Source organism: Paenibacillus sp. sgz302114, assembly GCF_056120345.1.
On sequence record NZ_JBVYOI010000002.1, the window covers coordinates 186,474 to 203,958 of the forward strand.

15 protein-coding genes and 1 riboswitch are annotated in these 17,485 nt (G+C 51.1%); of the genes, 4 read left to right on the top strand and 11 right to left on the bottom strand.

Annotation, left to right across the window (positions count from 1 at the left end; genetic code table 11):
- Window positions 1–62: 62 nt before the first annotated feature.
- The 5 genes from AC0LWF_RS05900 to AC0LWF_RS05920 all read right to left on the bottom strand — a co-directional run bounded on the left by AC0LWF_RS05900 (window position 63) and on the right by AC0LWF_RS05920 (window position 5,831).
- Window positions 63–1,451, bottom strand: coding sequence for a methyl-accepting chemotaxis protein (locus AC0LWF_RS05900; RefSeq protein WP_474650634.1), 1,389 nt, complete (start codon window positions 1,449–1,451; stop codon window positions 63–65).
- Between the two features lie 152 nt (window positions 1,452–1,603).
- Window positions 1,604–1,732, bottom strand: coding sequence for a hypothetical protein (locus AC0LWF_RS05905; protein WP_474650635.1), 129 nt, complete (start codon window positions 1,730–1,732; stop codon window positions 1,604–1,606).
- 75 nt (window positions 1,733–1,807) lie between these two features.
- A complete protein-coding gene (locus tag AC0LWF_RS05910) occupies window positions 1,808–2,359 on the bottom strand; it encodes a 3D domain-containing protein (RefSeq protein WP_474651204.1) in 552 nt (183 codons plus the stop codon).
- Window positions 2,360–2,457: 98 nt separating this feature from the next.
- The gene (gene thrS, locus AC0LWF_RS05915; RefSeq protein ID WP_474650636.1) at window positions 2,458–4,395 is read right to left on the bottom strand and encodes a threonine--tRNA ligase; all 1,938 of its coding nucleotides are present in this window, start codon (window positions 4,393–4,395) and stop codon (window positions 2,458–2,460) included.
- Window positions 4,396–4,832: 437 nt separating this feature from the next.
- Window positions 4,833–5,831: a putative sporulation protein YtxC gene (locus tag AC0LWF_RS05920; RefSeq protein ID WP_474650637.1), complete on the bottom strand. Its 999-nt coding sequence runs from the start codon at window positions 5,829–5,831 to the stop codon at window positions 4,833–4,835.
- Window positions 5,832–6,135: 304 nt separating this feature from the next.
- Between AC0LWF_RS05920 and AC0LWF_RS05925 the strand changes: the two genes are divergently transcribed.
- Window positions 6,136–7,257 carry a GGDEF domain-containing protein gene (locus AC0LWF_RS05925; RefSeq protein ID WP_474650638.1) on the top strand — a complete coding sequence of 374 codons (1,122 nt, stop codon included), beginning with the start codon at window positions 6,136–6,138 and terminating at the stop codon, window positions 7,255–7,257.
- Between the two features lie 59 nt (window positions 7,258–7,316).
- Here AC0LWF_RS05925 and mqnC read toward each other — a convergent pair whose 3' ends face one another.
- The 4 genes from mqnC to metA form a co-directional block, all read right to left on the bottom strand.
- Window positions 7,317–8,453 carry a cyclic dehypoxanthinyl futalosine synthase gene (gene mqnC / locus AC0LWF_RS05930; RefSeq protein ID WP_474650639.1) on the bottom strand — a complete coding sequence of 379 codons (1,137 nt, stop codon included), beginning with the start codon at window positions 8,451–8,453 and terminating at the stop codon, window positions 7,317–7,319.
- 182 nt (window positions 8,454–8,635) lie between these two features.
- On the bottom strand, window positions 8,636–9,793 hold the full coding sequence (locus AC0LWF_RS05935; RefSeq protein ID WP_474650640.1) for a trans-sulfuration enzyme family protein: 1,158 nt from the start codon (window positions 9,791–9,793) through the stop codon (window positions 8,636–8,638).
- A gap of 7 nt (window positions 9,794–9,800) precedes the next feature.
- Window positions 9,801–10,961, bottom strand: a complete 1,161-nt coding sequence (locus AC0LWF_RS05940) for a PLP-dependent transferase (protein WP_474650641.1) — start codon at window positions 10,959–10,961, stop codon at window positions 9,801–9,803.
- 46 nt (window positions 10,962–11,007) lie between these two features.
- On the bottom strand, window positions 11,008–11,925 hold the full coding sequence (gene metA / locus AC0LWF_RS05945; protein WP_474650642.1) for a homoserine O-acetyltransferase MetA: 918 nt from the start codon (window positions 11,923–11,925) through the stop codon (window positions 11,008–11,010).
- A gap of 104 nt (window positions 11,926–12,029) precedes the next feature.
- Window positions 12,030–12,138, bottom strand: a riboswitch (SAM riboswitch).
- A 530-nt stretch (window positions 12,139–12,668) separates the two neighbouring features.
- Here metA and corA point away from each other — a divergent pair.
- Together corA and AC0LWF_RS05955 are read left to right on the top strand one after the other, a co-directional pair.
- On the top strand, window positions 12,669–13,610 hold the full coding sequence (gene corA, locus AC0LWF_RS05950; protein ID WP_474650643.1) for a magnesium/cobalt transporter CorA: 942 nt from the start codon (window positions 12,669–12,671) through the stop codon (window positions 13,608–13,610).
- A gap of 94 nt (window positions 13,611–13,704) precedes the next feature.
- Window positions 13,705–14,346: a LysE family translocator gene (locus tag AC0LWF_RS05955; RefSeq protein WP_474650644.1), complete on the top strand. Its 642-nt coding sequence runs from the start codon at window positions 13,705–13,707 to the stop codon at window positions 14,344–14,346.
- A gap of 22 nt (window positions 14,347–14,368) precedes the next feature.
- On the opposite strand, the gene AC0LWF_RS05960 is transcribed toward AC0LWF_RS05955, so the two are convergent.
- Together AC0LWF_RS05960 and AC0LWF_RS05965 are read right to left on the bottom strand one after the other, a co-directional pair.
- Window positions 14,369–15,016: a metal-dependent hydrolase gene (locus AC0LWF_RS05960; RefSeq protein WP_474650645.1), complete on the bottom strand. Its 648-nt coding sequence runs from the start codon at window positions 15,014–15,016 to the stop codon at window positions 14,369–14,371.
- A 77-nt stretch (window positions 15,017–15,093) separates the two neighbouring features.
- Entirely contained in the window at window positions 15,094–16,368 is a 1,275-nt protein-coding gene (locus tag AC0LWF_RS05965; RefSeq protein WP_474650646.1) for an MFS transporter, read from the bottom strand.
- A gap of 210 nt (window positions 16,369–16,578) precedes the next feature.
- On the opposite strand from AC0LWF_RS05965, the gene AC0LWF_RS05970 reads away from it, so the two are divergent.
- Window positions 16,579–17,481 carry a LysR family transcriptional regulator gene (locus tag AC0LWF_RS05970; protein ID WP_474650647.1) on the top strand — a complete coding sequence of 301 codons (903 nt, stop codon included), beginning with the start codon at window positions 16,579–16,581 and terminating at the stop codon, window positions 17,479–17,481.
- The last annotated feature ends 4 nt before the right edge of the window (window positions 17,482–17,485 follow it).

A 17,485-nucleotide genomic window follows, 5' to 3' on the forward strand; every position in this document is an offset into this window, starting at 1 on the left:
TAACTTATTTTACACGATCGGTTCCCGTTTGAAAACATCTTTTTTGCGCGAAAATGTGATCATTATTTGACTCGAATGTCTGCTCCCAGCACTCCGATTAGCTGCCCGCCCGCACCACGAATCGGTACCGAGATCGTCAGGCATGGCTTCTTCGTAATCGCGGAGATGTAGACTTCCGAAGTGAAGGACTTGCCCTCCATCGCCTGTCTCCACCACTGACGTCCCTTCGCATTCAGCAATCCCGCTTCCGGCTGCGAGTAGATAAACGAGCCGTCATCTCTGTTGGACCAAATGGCTTCGATCTCCGGCATTTGACTGAGCAGCTGACCCAACAGCGCTTGATGCAGCACATCGTCCAGCGAACCGATCGCTGTATCCGTTGCCAGCCTCGTCAGCTGCTGCATCGAGCCGCTCACGTTAATGTTGGCGTCCTTCACTTCATTCTTAACGCCAACCTTGTTAATCGCCTTGGTCAGCTCATCCGATGACTTATGTAAATTCGTGCTGATCCGGTCCAGCTTCTTAATCTGCCTACGTTGTTTATGCGTGTCCGCCAATGTTACATCTACGCTTACAAGCGTCTGTGAAACCGCGTCGACAACATCCTTCAGCATGTCCGTCGCGCCTGTCATGCTAGCCGTCTGCTGCTTGCTCGCCGTACTGCTCTTGCCGACGAGCCGGTCAACCTCTTGGATTCGATTGAAGATCATATCCATCCGGTCTTTCGTCTGCGCCATCTCTTGGATGCCGTCCTCAACTGCGGACTTCTCAAGCGATACAGAAGTGACGACCTGCTTCACGCCATTCTCGATCTCCTCGACTAGCGAGCTGGAGCGTCTGACCGCCTCATGGCTCTGTTCCGCAAGCTTCTTGATCTGCTGCGCAACGACCGAGAAGCCGCGCCCGTATTCGCCGGCATGCGCCGCTTCGATGGAAGCGTTAAGGGCAAGCAGCGAGGTTTGGGAGACGATCTCTTGAATAAAGCTGTTGATTTCATTAATGCGTGACGTCTGTTCAATGAGTGCGCGAATATGCAAATCCATCTCGCCATTTTGCCGCTTCAGCTCATTCATCACTTTGTCCGTGTTCATGAGCGAACGACATACTTCTACTACAACTTCCTTCGTTTCCTTGCTCTCCGTTTCCAGAAGCTGCGCCGTATCGCTAATTTGCTCAGCGGATGCGGCAACCTCCTGCAGCGTGGAGAAAGTTTCACCGATTCGTTCCATGGCCCGCTCGCTGCAGCCTCGCAGCTCGCCTTCTCGAATTGCTGATTGATCTGTGATGTCTGTAAGCTGGCTAATCGACTGATTTACTTCCTCCACTGCAGCGGTGAGCTGATCCGAAATAACTAACGATTCATTGATAAGCTGGGACAATACGCCCTCTTCCTCAACGCTCGCCTGGGTAGTCTTAGACCCTCTGGACCAAATACGCTGCAGTGCTTGCACCTTGAAAACCACCTTTTTTGTTGAATGATGTCAGGAATTATACCATAGTATAGTCCACATCTTTCCAAGTGTAAACGATCAAAAGAAAAGAGGACCCTCATCAGGTCCTCTATCTTCTTTACGCTTCTTCAGTTAAGGAATAAGCTTATATCCTATTTCTCCGCTTTCTGAGAAGCCCCTTTTGTTGTTGCGCCAGTTGCACTTGCATTATTCTCAGAAGCAAACTCAGCATTATATTTCGTTTGGGCAGCATTCATTTTGTTGTTTTTATTTTTCGCCATCGCAGCTCACCTCCCCGTACATCACTTATTATTGCAATGTAGGGAAAAGTTTATGCTCGTCGTATACGAATAAAATTACGATTCAAGCAGCTCTCGCGGGATCGTTTTGTCGACCGTAACCGCCTGATTAAGAGCGTTCAGCCGAGCTGTCGTCAGCTTGCCGTTGCCTCGCTTCAGGATGCGTACCGTCACCTTCTTTTTGCCCCATTGCTTGAATACTTGCTTCCTCGTTTCAAAATATAGATCAATCTTCTTCCCTTTAATCGCTGAACCGGTATCTGCTACTACGCCGTATCCGTAACCGGGTATATAAAGCACCGTTCCAATCGGAAACACCTTCGGATCAGCTGCAATCGTAGATACAAAAGCCCGCCGCACCCGCACACCTGAATACGTAATGCCGTATTGCGGATGTCCCGGCTTCTTGCCCGTGGATTCCACACCTGCTGTATAGCCAGTAGCTACAACTTGTACGGAAAGCTCATTCACATGCTTGCTGTGCTTTCTATGCTGGGGAGCTTCTCCTCGACTGCCTGCTGCAGTGCATTCTGCAATTAGCAGCGTCATGATCAGTATCATGGCTGTCACCGCTGCAACGATGCGCTGAAACGACAAAAAGCTTGTCATCATCTGGTTTGTTATCCTCCTTATTCACGAAGGATGCCCCAGCGAGACAAGCTTTATGCGCTGACAGCCGCTTTCAGCAGGCCGTCCGTAAAGCTGTATTATATGGTTTTGTTCGCAATCTCAGCTTGCAGCAGTGCAATCAGCTCAGCAACCGGCTTCGAGCCAAGGTCGCCTTCGCCGCGCTTACGAACCGATACGGACTCGGACTGCATCTCGTTCTCGCCGACAACTAGCATGTAAGGCGCCTTCTCCAGCTGAGCCTCACGAATCTTGTAACCAAGCTTCTCGTTGCGAAGATCTGTCTCCACGCGAATGCCTGCAAGCTGCAGCTTCTCTTCCAGCTCACGCGCATAGCCTTCGTACGCTGTCGATACTGGAATGATCTTCGCTTGCACTGGCGAGAGCCAAAGCGGGAATGCGCCTGCGAAGTTCTCGAGCAAGAACGCAGTCATGCGCTCCATTGTGGAGATAATGCCGCGGTGGATAACGACAGGACGGTGCTTCTTGCCATCGTCGCCGATGTATTCAAGCTCGAAGCGCTCTGGAAGCAGGAAGTCGAGCTGCGCAGTCGAGAGCGTCTCTTCTTTGCCAAGCGCTGTCTTAATCTGCACGTCTAGCTTCGGTCCGTAGAACGCCGCTTCGCCTTCTGCTTCGAAGAATGGCAAGCCCAGCTCTTCAACAACTTCACGCAGCATACGCTGGGACATTTCCCACATCTCGTCGTTCTGGAAGTACTTCTCTGTATCCTTAGGATCGCGGTACGACAAGCGGAAACGGTAATCCTTGATGCCGAAATCATCGTACACTTGACGGATCAAGTTGACAACGCGCGCGAACTCATCCTTGATTTGATCCGGACGGCAGAAAATATGCGCATCGTTCAGCGTCATCGCACGAACACGGTGCAAGCCAGTGAGCGCGCCGGACATTTCATAACGGTGCATCGTGCCAAGCTCCGCCACACGAATCGGCAGATCGCGGTACGAACGCATATCGCTCTTGAACACCATCATATGGTGAGGGCAGTTCATTGGACGAAGAACTAGCTCCTCGTTATCGAGCGCCATCTTAGGGAACATGTCCTCGCTGTAGTGCTCCCAGTGACCGCTCGTTTTGTATAACTCAACGTTCGCAAGAACCGGCGTATATACGTGCTGGTAGCCCAGACGCTCCTCGAGGTCTACGATGTAACGTTCCATCGTTCTGCGCAGACGCGCGCCGTTCGGCAGCCAGAGCGGCAAGCCTTGACCCACTTCGCGGGAGAACGTAAACATCTTCAGCTCGCGGCCGAGCTTACGGTGATCGCGCTTCTTCGCTTCCTCCAGGAAGTGCAGATGCTCATCGAGCTGCGCTTTCTTAGGGAACGCCGTTCCGTAGATACGCTGCAGCATTTTGTTCTTGGAATCGCCTCTCCAGTATGCGCCGGCTACGCTGAGCAGCTTGAACGCTTTGATGCGGCCAGTCGACGGCAAATGCGGTCCGCGGCAAAGGTCGAAGAACTCGCCTTGGTCGTACATTGTAATTTGCGCCTCAGCGGGCAGGTCGCGGATCAGCTCCAGCTTGAGCGGATCATTGATCTCCGTGAAAATTGCGATCGCTTCCTCACGGCTAACGACACGGCGGCGAATCGGCAAGTCTTCTTTGATGATCCGCTCCATTTCCTTCTCGATCTTCACAAGATCTTCAGGAGTCAGCGATTGCTCCATATCGATATCATAGTAGAAGCCATCTTCGATAACAGGACCGATACCAAGCTTCACGTTGTTGCCGCCAAACAGACGCTTGATCGCTTGTGCCATCAAGTGCGCTGTACTGTGACGGTATACTTCAAGACCGTCAGCGGAATCCAATGTTACGATCTCGAGGGCAGCATCGTTCTCAAGCGGTGTATAGACATCCACCACTTTACCGTCTACTTTACCTGCGATAGCGTTCTTTCTCAGTCCAGTGCTGATCGAGCCTGCAACATCTTCAATTGTTGCGCCTTGCTCGTACTCGCGAACTGCGCCGTCCGGCAGTTTTACTTGAATTGCCATCTCACATGTCCTCCTTGTTTTACGCGGCGTGCTTATAAACCGCATGGTTGTGCTTCATTCTAACCAATCAATGCGGTTGCAGCCCAATAAAAAAAGCACGCATCCCGCGAAGGGACGAGTGCTTGTCATAGACCCGTGGTTCCACCCTAGTTCAATCAGCGCTTCATTGCCTCAAGCCGCCGATCCTTGTAGATGTTCTGTAACGGGAACAGCCCGGCGCAGCTTACTACCGTTCATCCTTGTGTCAAGAGAGCGGGTTCAACAGCACAGCTACAAAGGGGTATATCGCTACTGCAGCATAAGGAAATTTCAGCCAATGTTTCCTCTCTCTGGGACGTGCGGGCAAGCGATACATGTCTTTGTCAATGCTTTTACATGTGAATTATTATAATGCGTCGCTTAAGCCTTCGTCAAGCCCAGTCCAGTGTCTTACTAACTCACGGAATAACATTGCGAACGCGTTTCTCCTTGGCATTCTCAGTCATACCGGCAATAGGTTGACCTTGCTCGTCAAAATAGAGGTTGCAGTGCCCGCAGGTGCAGCACAGTCTCACCCTATGTTCAAATATCGTCTCCAGCGTGCGCATTACCGGAAGCTCTGGCTGGCGAGTGTGGATAACGATCTGCTGCGGCGACACCGTAATGAGCGTGCTCACGATCATATCTTCCATGTTCATCTCGGACTCAAGCATCTCCGCAACGATTCGGTCCGCCGGAACGGTATCGAGCAGCTGGAACTCGTGGTCATAAAGTACAAAGTCACTGCCGCCCTTATGCAGCACATGGACGATCGGCAGCTTCACTTCCTGCATCCGGACAAAATATTTCAGCAGCGAAATAAACTCCTGATATTGCTTATCCATTACATATTCATCGACGGCATAAGCGACGACTTCCTTGAGCTCTTGCCAATACGGAGCTAAGCGGAAGGTGACGAAGCCGTCAAGGTGAATCCGGGTATTGCTAATGAGGAACTGCTCCACCTCTTCGGAAACTTTGTTTAAACGCCGCTCTCGATCCGTCCTCAGCATTGCAGTGTCGGTATCATCGGCTTGAACGGCAGGCACTTGAGCGCCATACAGTATATTTTGACAATACCGCTCAAGCAGCTCGATCTCCTTGCTCTCTTCATAATGGAACTGCTTGCGAATAATGGCCTTAAGCAGCATCGGCTCCAGCTCTTGCATGATGAAATGTCCGATGGCGACTGCTGCTTCCCGATAAACTACCGGACCGTCTACAGCCAAATTGAACATAGGCAGCTGAGCATGGCATTGGATCTCCATGGTTTCATATTCGGGCCTTGTAAGGCGCACAGCATCTAACTTGGTATTGCTATTGTTATGTAAGCCGGCGAATTGTTCACTCATACATTGATGCAACAGATCAATCGCTTCATTTGAAGCCGAAAGCAAAGTAACAGTAAAGAGTTCCATAAGCACACTCCTAACTTTTTTAGCGATGAAATCGGAAGCAGGAAACAGGGAAACATTGTCTGTAGATTGTCTGTAGAAGACTGGTCAAGGGACGAAATCGCATCTATTGAGCCGCTCATACTAACGGCAATATTGGAGCTTGAAGGGCTGCGAGTAAGCTTTTGCGAGCTTCCTTAACAGTATATGGCTCAGCAAAAGCATATATACGATGTAGGCTCTACCTGCACTGGATAGGGATTGGAATGAAAGGGGAATCGTGGTATATTTATTTCCAAATGAAGCTGCAAAAGCCGGAGTGAAACCTATGGATTACGAGTCAATTAATTACAATAGATACCGTTGGAATCGTATGCTGCTGAATGGCTTCTGGTCCATTCTCGTCATTACGATCATTCTTGAAAGCTTGTACTGCACCGTCTCAGAATTACCAACAATGCAATTCATCATTGAATATATGGTCAGACCATCCGCGCTGCTGCTTGGCATTCTGCTCATGGCCGAGCTCGGGCTTCGTTTATATAACGGACGATATCAGGATTATATCGTCATCCTAACTTCAACGTTGATCGCCTTCACAATCGTTTATATCCACAACTCCATCAATTACTTGATACTGGCGTTGTTTTTGCCCATTATGGTGTCCATCTTCTACTTTCAAATCAAGAAGCTGCTCTTCGCTCTTTGTAATACATTAGCATCGATGTACATCATGTATGGCACGAATTACTTCGCCAATAACGACATTTCAATTGTCGGTCTCATCACGATTACAGTCATGTTCTGCGCCTTCACCCTCATCGCATGGGGGATTCAAAGCCGCGGCATGGAGCTGCTCAGCCATCTGAAATCTAATTTCGAACGGAATCAGGAGCTGCTCGTCAAGACGATCTGGATGGACAAGCTCGCCAAGACCGACGCGCTAACCGGTCTGTACAACCATATGACCTTTCATGAGTTTTTCGAGAAGCTGATCGATCAGCACGAACGCTACGGCCTCGCACTGCAGCTGGCCATTATCGATATCGACAACTTCAAGCATGTGAATGACAGGTACGGCCATCGTGCCGCCGATGCCATTCTAAGGTCCGTATCGGAGCTCCTCCGGAGCAAGTCGCGCGTGAACGACTTCGTCGCCCGTTACGGAGGCGAGGAGTTTGCCGTCCTGTTTACGGATCAATCGAGCAAAGAATCGCTAACTGTCGTCGAGCTTATCCGTGAATCTTTATCCAAGCTGCCGCAGCAATCGCTCGGCGGCGAGCCGATTACAGTCAGCGTCGGCTTCGCTGAATATACGACCGGCGAAGGCAAAGAACACTTCTTCAATCGAGTCGATACCGCGCTCTATAAAGCGAAGAACAGCGGCAAGAATCGCACGGTCATCTCGGCAGACCCGCCGCATGAGACCGGCGAGAGTCAGCTCGCTTAATAGCTATCAAACATAAAAAAAGCTTCCCCGGCCGGGGAAGCTTTTCATTATTTATTCCATTAGTTCTGCATCACGAAGTCGTTCGCTGCGTGCTCGGACTCGCTGTACACTTTGAGGATGTCATACTTCGTATTGCGCTGAGCAGGAATTTTGCCTGTTTCGCGAATAAGGCGAAGAATGGATTCGATGTTTACTTTATGCGTCGTGCCCGCTGCCGACACGACGTTCTCTTCAATCATCGTGCTGCCGAAGTCATTGCAGCCGTAAGACAACGACAACTTACCAACCTCTGGTCCCATCGTTACCCACGACGATTGGAAGTTATCAATATTATCGAGCGTAATGCGGCTGATCGCGAGCGTCTTCAAGTACTCCTCAGGCGTCGCTTTCTCCCGCTTCATGTTCGTATTCTCCGGTTGGAATGTCCACGGAATGAACGCGAGGAAGCCCTTGGAGTTGTAACCATTCGCAATGCACTCATCCTGCGCATCACGTACACGGAGAAGGTGAAGCGCTCGCTCTTCCATTTCCTCGCCGAAGCCGATAACCATCGTCGCCGTCGTGTTCATGCCGACACGGTGAGCCGTCTTCATGACATCCATCCAGTCGGTCCAAGAACCCTTCAGACGGCTGATCTTCCGTCTTGTCCGGTCATCGAGAATTTCACCGCCGCCGCCTGGAAGCGAGTCAAGGCCTGCTTGGTTCAGTTCGCGCATGACCTGTTCCAATGTTAAACCATCAGATACAGCTACCATCTTATGAATCTCCGCAGGGGAGAAGGAATGCATCGTAATGCCTGGATAATGCTGCTTGATCTTGCGCAGCAGATCCGTGTAGTACGTGAACGGCAGGTTCGGGTTCACGCCGCCTTGCATCAGAATTTCCGTACCGCCAACGTCCATCGTTTCTTTGATCTTCTGCAAGATCACCTCATCCGGCAGCACGTAGCCTTCCGCCGATCCCGGAGCGCGATAGAAAGCGCAGAAACGGCAATACACGTCACATACGTTTGTATAGTTAATGTTGCGTCCTACTACGAATGTCGTGATCGGATCAGGATGATGCCTTAGCATCAGCTGATTCGCCACATGGCCCATTTTCTCAATTTCCTCGGATTCAAATAGCGTTACTACGTCTTCGAGCCCGAGTCGTTCTCCTTGCAGTGCCCTGTCTAAAATACGATCTACTTGTTGCACGAGGGAGACCTCCTTCTCTATCCACTTTTCACTTTTTCCGTACCCAGTAAGGTTTCAACTTATACTACCACAAACGATTCACTTACGTCATTTCGCGACTGCCCGCGTAAAGCCAAGCCTAAACGGCGAAAAACGCGGCTAGTCCGCTAGGACTGCCGCGTATCGCTCTATTTGCGCTTAAATTAGCCTTTGAGCGCTTGTTCGAGATCTGCAATGAGATCGTCAATATCTTCGAGACCGACCGAATACCGCAGCAAGCCGTCCGTAATTCCGCGTTCATGGCGTACTTCACGCGGCATTGCCGCATGCGACATCATCGCCGGGTATGACAAAATACTTTCAACAGCGCCAAGACTTACCGCAACGAGCGGCAGCGTCACACGGTTCAATACCGCTTTCGCACGGTCCCCGTCACCAACGTCGAAGGAAACGACAGCGCCATAGCCTTTGGACTGCTTCTCATGAATTTCGCGTCCTGGATGATCCTTAAGCCCAGGGTAGAAGACGCGGGTAATATCCGAGCGGCTTTCGAGCCACTCCGCCAGCTTGCGCGCGCTCTTCTCGCTGTGCTCCATACGCGCTTGCAGCGTCTTCATGCCGCGCATCAAGAGCCATGACTCCTGCGCGCCGAGGACGGTGCCCAGCCCGTTCTGAAGCTGCTTCAGCCGCTTGCCAAGGCTTTCCGTTGCGACAACGGCAAGTCCTGCGAGCACGTCGCTGTGGCCGCCGAGGAACTTCGTCGCGCTGTGCAGCACGATGTCTACGCCAAGCTCGATCGGACGCTGATGGTACGGCGTCATGAACGTATTATCGAGCAGCGAAATGAGCTCATTCTCTTTCGCCCATGCTGCAATTGTAGCGATATCCGTAATCTTAAGCGTCGGATTCGACGGCGTCTCAATGAAGACCGCCTTCGTATTCGGCTTCAGCGCAGCCTTCACCGCTTCGAAATTCGTCATGTCTACGAATGTCGATTCAATGCCGAGGCGGTTCAACACCGTCGTCAGCAAGCGGTACGTGCCGCCGTATACGTCTTCTGTCACGATGACGTGATCTCCTGTGGAGAAGAGCAAGAACGCCGTCGAGATTGCCGCCATGCCGGAAGCGAACGCAAAGCCGCGCACGCCGCCTTCGAGCAGCGTGATATAATCCTCAAGCGCTTGACGCGTCGGGTTGCCGGAACGGCTGTAATCATGCGTCGGCGGGTTATGAATATCATGATGATGGAACGTCGATGCCTGATAGATCGGAACGCTAGAGGCACCTGTCGTTTCGTCTATTTCAGAGCCGAAATGAATCAGCTTCGTCGCAAATTTCTTCTCTTGGTTGTTGTCTGCCATCGTGTTCTTATGCCTCCCCAAGCTCGCGCTTTGCTGCTTCGAATGCTTGCGCCAAGTCTGCAATGATGTCATCGGCATGCTCGATACCCACTGAGAAACGAAGCAGACGGTCGTCAACGCCGATCTTCTGGCGAATTTCGATTGGAATATCCGCATGGGTCTGAACCGCCGGATAAGTCATCAGCGATTCAACGCCGCCAAGGCTCTCTGCGAATGCGATTAGCTTGATGTGGCGCAGAATCGGCTCCACGTAAGCAGCATTCTTCAGACGGAACGAGAAGATGCCTGTATTGCCGGAGGATTGGCGGTTCTGCACCTCATGGCCTGGGTGATGCGGCAGCGCCGGATAGTACACATCATCAATCGCTTCATGCGTCAGCAGCCAGTTAGCAACCGCCGTTGCATTCGCTTGATGGCGCTCCATCCGCAGCGCGAGCGTCTTCATGCCGCGCATTAAGAGCCAGGAATCCTGAGGGCCAAGCACCGCACCGAGCGAGTTATGCAGGAAAGCCATCTGAGCCGACAGCTCCTTGCCTTTCGTTACGATCAAGCCAGCCAGCACATCGTTGTGGCCGCCAAGATATTTGGTCGCGCTATGCACGATAATGTCTGCGCCAAGCTCGATTGGGCGTTGGAAGAACGGAGTGAGGAGCGTGTTGTCAACGATCGACAGCAGCCCTTTGGATTTGGCCCAAGCGCATACGCGCTCAAGGTCCGTAATCATCATGAGCGGATTCGTCGGCGTCTCGATCAGAATCGCTTTTGTCGCAGGCGTACACAGCTCGCTAAGTCCATCAATGTCATTCGTGTCTACATAAGATGCGGTTACGCCGAAACGGCTCATGATTTTCTCAAGCAGACGGTATGTACCGCCATATAGATCAAGGGAAACCAGTAGATGGTCACCTTGGCTAAATAACGAGAATACAGTCGTCAGCGCAGCCATGCCGCTGCTGCAGGCAAAGCCCGCGTCGCCGGATTCGAGCTCAGCCGCAGCTTCTTCCAGCACCGTCCGTGTCGGGCTCTTCGTACGTGCATAATCGAAGCCCGTGCTTTCGCCAAGCCGCGGGTGACGGAAGGCCGTCGCTTGATACACCGGGAAGCTGACTGCTCCGGTAACAGGTTCTTTAATGGATCCAATTTGCGCTAAACGGCTTTCAATTTTCATCTGATTATGACTTCCTCTCACCGATTATTGTTGAATATTCACTTGATTAAATGCCTGCTCCAAGATCATACGGAGTTTGCTGATAAACATAATAATTCAGCCAGTTCGAGAACAACAGGTTCGCGTGTGCTCTCCACGTGGACAGCGGCTGGCGCGAAGGATCATTATTAGGGTAATAGTTTTTCGGCAAGGCGATGTCCATCCCTTTTGCAACATCCCGGTCATATTCGTACTTCAGCGAGGACGGATCATATTCCGAATGGCCTGTGACGAAAATTTGCTTCCCGTTCTTGGATGCTGCAAGGTAGATACCCGCTTCATCGGAAACCGAAAGAATCTCCAGATCATCCACAGCAGCGACGTCCTCATAGCGCACCCCTGTATGGCGGGATTGCGGAACGAGGAACATCTCGTCAAATCCGCGAACAAGCGGCACATTCCTCTTCTCGACCGTGTGCGGGAAGACGCCGAACATTTTCTCATCGAGATCATATTTCTGGATGCCGTAATGGTGGTACAGTCCTGCTTGTGCGCCCCAACAGATATGGAAAGTCGAGGTCACTTTGCGAGCGGACCAGTCCATAATGTCCTTCAGCTCTTCCCAGTAGTTCACTTCTTCAAAAGAAAGCGTCTCGACCGGGGCACCGGTGATGATCATGCCATCGTAGTATTCATGCTTGATATCTTCAAACGTCTTGTAGAACGACTCCAGATGCTCGCTCGACGTGTTCTTCGACGTATGTGTCTTCGGATGCAGCAGCACAACTTCCACCTGAAGCGGCGTATTCCCGATGAGGCGAAGCAGCTGCGTCTCTGTCGTTTCCTTCGTAGGCATGAGGTTTAGTATCGCAATGCGCAGTGGACGAATATCTTGATGGTAAGCGACCGACTCATCCATGAGGAAGATGTTCTCATTCGTTAAAATATCTTTCGCCGGCAGTTGGTCTGGCACTTTAATTGGCATATTACTCTCTCCTGTTCTGTTATCGTATCTCTCGAAGAAGGAGCGCTAATCGAAAAAAGCCCCTCTCTGACAGAGAGGGGCATAAATTGGTAAAGTTCATGCGCCTCTCATCTCTCAGAAACTGAATCGTTTCCGCAAGAATTAGCACCGTGCGTTTTCACGCCGGTTGCCGGGCTTCATCGGGCTAGTCCCTCCGCCTGCTCTTGATAAGAAAGCTTGCTTATTCGGTTATGGTCATTCTTAACTCATACTTTAAATGATTCGCGTTTCCGCGTCAAGAAGCACACCTGAAATCATGGGCTAAACCCGCGTAACCACAGGCTTTTCCCGGCATATGGTATTACGTAGAGCGCTCCGTTACTTTGTGCTTGTATGGAAAGACATTGTCGGAGTATACTAGACAAGAATTGCGCTGATTTCCAAGGTTTTTGGAGCTTTCGCTCACTTGGAATCGCGTGAATTTTTCTCATTTACTAACTAAACGTGTTTAAAGGGGTGTTTACGATTATGGAAGGCGACCCGTGGCCTGCGGACAACCGCATTGATAACCAGCATAGAGGACATAAGCGCACCGGACCGAACAACAAGCCTTCCATATTCGCACCTGCACCCCTGCCGTTATTCACGATACATTATTCGTAGCAGGCTTTTGGCGATCATGGTTTGCTTGGCGCTCGCGCCCGTTCTATTCCTCTTGCCGGTATCCGGGAATGTGTAACATCGTTATGAGAGGAGGAACGCGGATGAAAATTCGTCTCGTAAACCAAGGTGTGTTTACACCGATCGAAGACATTGAGCAAGCTGTCTACCCGCCGAACGAAGGCTTCTATTGGATCGACGCGGATGTGGATGATCTTGCTGTGCTTCAGCCGATCTTCGCTTTGCATGAACTGGCCGTCGAGGACTGTTTGAGCGAGGAGGAGCAACGGCCGAAGATTGAGATTCATGAGCATGAAGGCCATTATTTTATCGTTATTAACAGCATCCGATTTGATGATGAAGAAATTTTCCTGCGTGCCTTGAATATTTTCTTGGGGCGTCATTATATAATTACCGTTACGAAGCAGAAGATTAACGAACTGCGTGCGTTGAAGCCGATTCTGCTGGAGGAGCAGGTCAGCCGTCCTGACCGGTTCCTGTATCACCTTGTCGATCTTGTCGTCGACAACTACTTCCTCGTTGGCGATCGAATTGAAGCGCGTATCGAGAGCTTGGAGGAAGACATTCTGGTGCACACGAAGAAGTCGCATCTGAATGAGATCATCGGTCTTCGAAGCGAGATTCTGTGGCTGAAGAAAGTACTTGGCCCGCAGAAGGAATTGATCGCGAAGCTCAATAAGAAGGATCTGAAGCTCATTGATGACGAGCTGCAGAAGTACTTCAGCGACATCTACGAGAACGCCGTAAAGATTGCCGAGACATTCGATACGTACCGCGACCTGATGGGCAACTTACGAGAGGCATATCAGTCCTCCGTCGCGAACCGCGCGAACGAAATCATGCGCGTGTTTACGGCACTGACGACGATATTCATGCCTCTGACCTTCATTACAGGCATTTACGGGATGAACTTTGACTATATCCCCGGACTCCATCTGCACGGCGGCTCCTATTTGCTGCTATCGTTCATGCTATTCCTGGGGTTCGGCATGTTCTATATTTTCCGCAAGAAGGATTGGCTGTAACAGCTATTGCAACAAAGAGGCTCTCCCGGGTCGCAATTGCCGCCTGGGGAGCCTCTTCGCTTATACATACGAGATTGGAGTTGTTAGTTGTAGTATGGTGCTCGCACTCGCATTTATCAAAGGTTTTCTATTCTCACTATCGCTCTGCTTCGACCTTGGCATCGTCAATGTCGCCATGATTAAGACCGGGCTGGAGAAAGGGTTCAAGCGCTCCTTCATGCTCGGCTTCGGCTCCTGCTTCGGCGACCTGACGTATTTGCTGCTGGCGCTGCTTGGCGTGACTATTATTTTTCAAATTCCGCTCGTCAAATGGGTTCTTTGGATTGGCGGCACGATCGTGCTCTCCTATCTCACGTTCCAGATGATTCGCAAAACGATCAAACCCGATCCGATCCAGATCAGCGGCGATGAAGACAGCAGCCGTGCAAACAAGAAGGAATTCGCATGGGGTCTTGGTCTTGCGCTCTCTTCCCCGACCGTCATCATTTGGTTCGCTGTTGCTGCGGGTCCGATTCTTGCGAGCTTGAACGTTCACTCTGCAGGACCTATGGCTGCATTCATCATCGGCTTCTTCGCAGCAGGACTTGCCTGGTCGACATTCATCGCCATCGTATCCGGCATCTCGCACAAGCGGGCAAGCACAGGCTTCGTTCGCGCCGTATCGCTGCTCTCCGCACTGATCTTCCTGATTCTTGCGATAAAAGTGTTCATCGACGGCTATCATTCCTTGCTCTAATAGCCCCTGCGATCTGTCTCTCTTATAGAAACGGTACCTTGAACGTTTTCTTAGTCAGCGGATACAGCCATTTGACGCCGCTCGGCGTTAATGTATCCGCGACAAGATGCGAAACATACCCGCCAATTGCGGTGTAGGCAACCCCTGGAATGCCGAGCTGCTGCTCCAAGCTCCATCCGATCGCTCCCCATGCCATAACTGCCCACACCGTATGAGTAAGGCCTCGATGATTCAGCCATGGCACCCACGCAATGAATAAACCCAGTCCCATCAGCCAGTTCATTTGAGTCGTGAAACCGGTGTACAGCAGAATACCGCCAATTGCGCTGACGAGCGCATTGCGGATCGCTCCAGTGCGAGACAATAAGCCGAGCAGTAGAACTGCAGCCGCCCCCGCCGTGAAGAGCGGATAGAAGATCCCTCGCGCCGCATACATATACACCGCGCTTCCGGCCAGCAGCAAGCCGCCCCATAGCAGAAGCTCCCGAATGAGCTTCGCCGCTTTGCTCAGCTTCCCGCTGAGCATGCTCGTGCCGTCTAGATCTGCGGCGAGTGCGGAGAATGCTGCAACGACCAGAAAGACGGCCGCATTCTTCGGAGTTATCGGATGAGTTGCAGCACCCACTACCCCGATGGCGATTCCGATCGCCAGATGTGTTGTTCCTTTCATACTTGCCTCCTGAATCGTATGTCTGAGGTGAACCAGCTGCAGCCGCCCTTTTTTAGCGGAGCAGCCCGGGACGCTTCCTACTTGATTGGTTCCAGCGCAACGGCTTCTTCGCGCCCCTTCTCGATATTCACATAAGCGAGCAGTATGATACCGATGATGAAGAACGCCAGCAGCGCGAGAATGCCGAGCCGGCTCGAGCCGGTAATGCTGCCAACGATAGAGAACACGGCTGGTCCCGCCACCGCAGCGAATTTGCTCGATAAGCTTAGGAAACCGAAGAACTCCGCTGTTTTCGAAGGCGGAACTAGCGTTGCATAGAGCGATCTGGCCGTTGCTTGGCTTCCGCCTTGAACGACACCGACCATTACCGCAAGCAAGTAGAAGTGAAGCGCGCTTTCCATGAAAAATCCAAGTATAACGATAATGACATAGACAAACAAGGAGCTATAGAGCGATTTCTTAATGCCTAGGCGAGCGGCAACTTTTATAAAGAGCAGCGTGCATGGGTATCCGACAAACTGTGTAATGAGCAGCGCAGCGATCAAATCGCTTGTCTCAATGCCAATGCCAGCTCCATAAATCGTCGCCATGACGATGACCGTGTTGATTCCGTCATTGAAGAACCAGAACGAAGCCATATATTTGAGCAGCTCCGGATAGGACTTTAGTGTGCGAATCGTCGCACCAATGCGCTGCATGCCTCTTTGAATCGCATCTCCGACACCTGCAGCTGTTCCTTGAGGCGTTTCCTTGACATTCCTCATGATCGGCAGTGAAAACACAATCCACCAAATACCAACAGTGACGAACACAATTTGTGTGGCGACCGTTTTGCTCGGAAAGCCGAGCTTCTCCCAGCCTTCTATCATCACGAGATTAATGAGCAGCAGCAGCCCGCCGCCCAAATATCCCATCGCATACCCTTTATTGCTTACCGTGTTGAGCGTGTCCGGCGTCGACACTTCCGTAATAAGCCCATCATAGAACGTGTTGGACGCAGCGAACCCGATTGTCCCAATAACAACGAGAATCGACGCGAACAGCCAGTCATCCTCGCCGACCAGCCCCATCGCAGCCGTCGCAAGTGCACCGATAGCCATGAAGATGGATAGAAACCTTACTTTGGAGCCTGCAAAATCTGCAATTGCGCCCAGAACCGGACATAGCAGCGCTACGAAGATCATCGCGATCGTCTGTGTATACCCCCAGTAGTTCTCAGCCGTATTGCCTTCCAGATTCGCACCAGCCACCGTTTTGTAGAAGACGGGCATTACCGCAGCCATCACAGTCGTGGCAAACGCCGAATTGGCCCAATCGTACATAATCCAACTGCGTACGGCCTTCGTGTTCATCGTCAATTCGCTCCTTTTTAAGGGCTCTTTAATGGGGCTTCTTCTGGACAACAACACCTTTCGACAGGTGGAGGGGTATATCCTGCTTTATTCCTTTAAAGCTGCAAATCACACTCGTATTTCGGTCTTTTTTTGCTGTCCGCCTATTTTTCCGATATACTTAAATCACTGTGATAAAAATCTTTAATCACTAAGGAGGGATTCGATTCCGTGAACATTAACCAGCTCGAAACATTGCTAACGATCTCACGAACGATGAGCTTTCGTAAAGCGGGTGAACTGCTTAACTTAACGCAGCCGGCTGTATCCGCACAAGTCAAAAGCCTCGAGGATGAGTTTAAAACGGTGCTAATCGATCGGAATCAGCCTGTCACCTTAACCGACCGTGGTCAGGTCTTTCTCGAGCATGCCGAAAAAATATTAGCCATCGTTGAGGATCTGAAGCAGAAGCTGTCCGATCTGAGCCAAACACCGCAGGGCCATATCGTGCTCGGAACAACATCTTCCATCGCCATTCAGATTTTGCCGCGCGTATTGTCGTATTTTCAGAACCAGTTCCCGCTGATCAAAACAACGATCCACTCCATGCCCTCTTCCGGCGTTATGACCAGCGTAGAGAACGGCACCGTAGACATCGGCATCACTTATCTGTCGGAGCGCAATCCGAATCTAGAGTCTTCAATTCTGTACTATGACACGTATGAGCTCGTCGTAGCGCCTGAGCATCCGATGGCCCATTTGAAGCATACTACAGTAGAATCATTGAAGGACATTCCCATGATTATGCTGTCTCCGGATACATTAGGACGAAGATTTCTCGATCAAATTTTCCGTAAATTCAACCTGCAGCCGAACATCGTCATGGAGCTCTCGAGCAGCGAGGAAGTGAAACGGATGGTTGAGATCAATCTCGGCGCAGCCGTTGTTTCCAAGCTGTCGATTGACAACGAAGTCCGTCTAGGCACGCTGAACCGTATTAAAGTGAATGAGTTCGACATGAGTCATCCGGTCGGCCTTGTCTATAAGTCAGGGCGGTACATCAACTCTGCCATGCAGCAATTTCTTAGCGATTTGAAAGGGATGCCTGAGGACCAGTTCATTAGCAGTGAATGATTGT

Coding starts and splice junctions, on each gene's coding strand:
- AC0LWF_RS05940 (WP_474650641.1), bottom strand. CDS start 10,961: ATGAAAATTGAAAGCCGTTTAGCGCAAATTGGATCCATTAAAGAACCT.
- AC0LWF_RS05960 (WP_474650645.1), bottom strand. CDS start 15,016: ATGAAAGGAACAACACATCTGGCGATCGGAATCGCCATCGGGGTAGTG.
- metA (WP_474650642.1), bottom strand. CDS start 11,925: ATGCCAATTAAAGTGCCAGACCAACTGCCGGCGAAAGATATTTTAACG.
- AC0LWF_RS05905 (WP_474650635.1), bottom strand. CDS start 1,732: ATGGCGAAAAATAAAAACAACAAAATGAATGCTGCCCAAACGAAATAT.
- AC0LWF_RS05955 (WP_474650644.1), top strand. CDS start 13,705: ATGGTGCTCGCACTCGCATTTATCAAAGGTTTTCTATTCTCACTATCG.
- AC0LWF_RS05925 (WP_474650638.1), top strand. CDS start 6,136: ATGGATTACGAGTCAATTAATTACAATAGATACCGTTGGAATCGTATG.
- thrS (WP_474650636.1), bottom strand. CDS start 4,395: ATGGCAATTCAAGTAAAACTGCCGGACGGCGCAGTTCGCGAGTACGAG.
- AC0LWF_RS05920 (WP_474650637.1), bottom strand. CDS start 5,831: ATGGAACTCTTTACTGTTACTTTGCTTTCGGCTTCAAATGAAGCGATT.
- AC0LWF_RS05910 (WP_474651204.1), bottom strand. CDS start 2,359: ATGACAAGCTTTTTGTCGTTTCAGCGCATCGTTGCAGCGGTGACAGCC.
- AC0LWF_RS05935 (WP_474650640.1), bottom strand. CDS start 9,793: ATGGCAGACAACAACCAAGAGAAGAAATTTGCGACGAAGCTGATTCAT.
- AC0LWF_RS05965 (WP_474650646.1), bottom strand. CDS start 16,368: ATGAACACGAAGGCCGTACGCAGTTGGATTATGTACGATTGGGCCAAT.
- corA (WP_474650643.1), top strand. CDS start 12,669: ATGAAAATTCGTCTCGTAAACCAAGGTGTGTTTACACCGATCGAAGAC.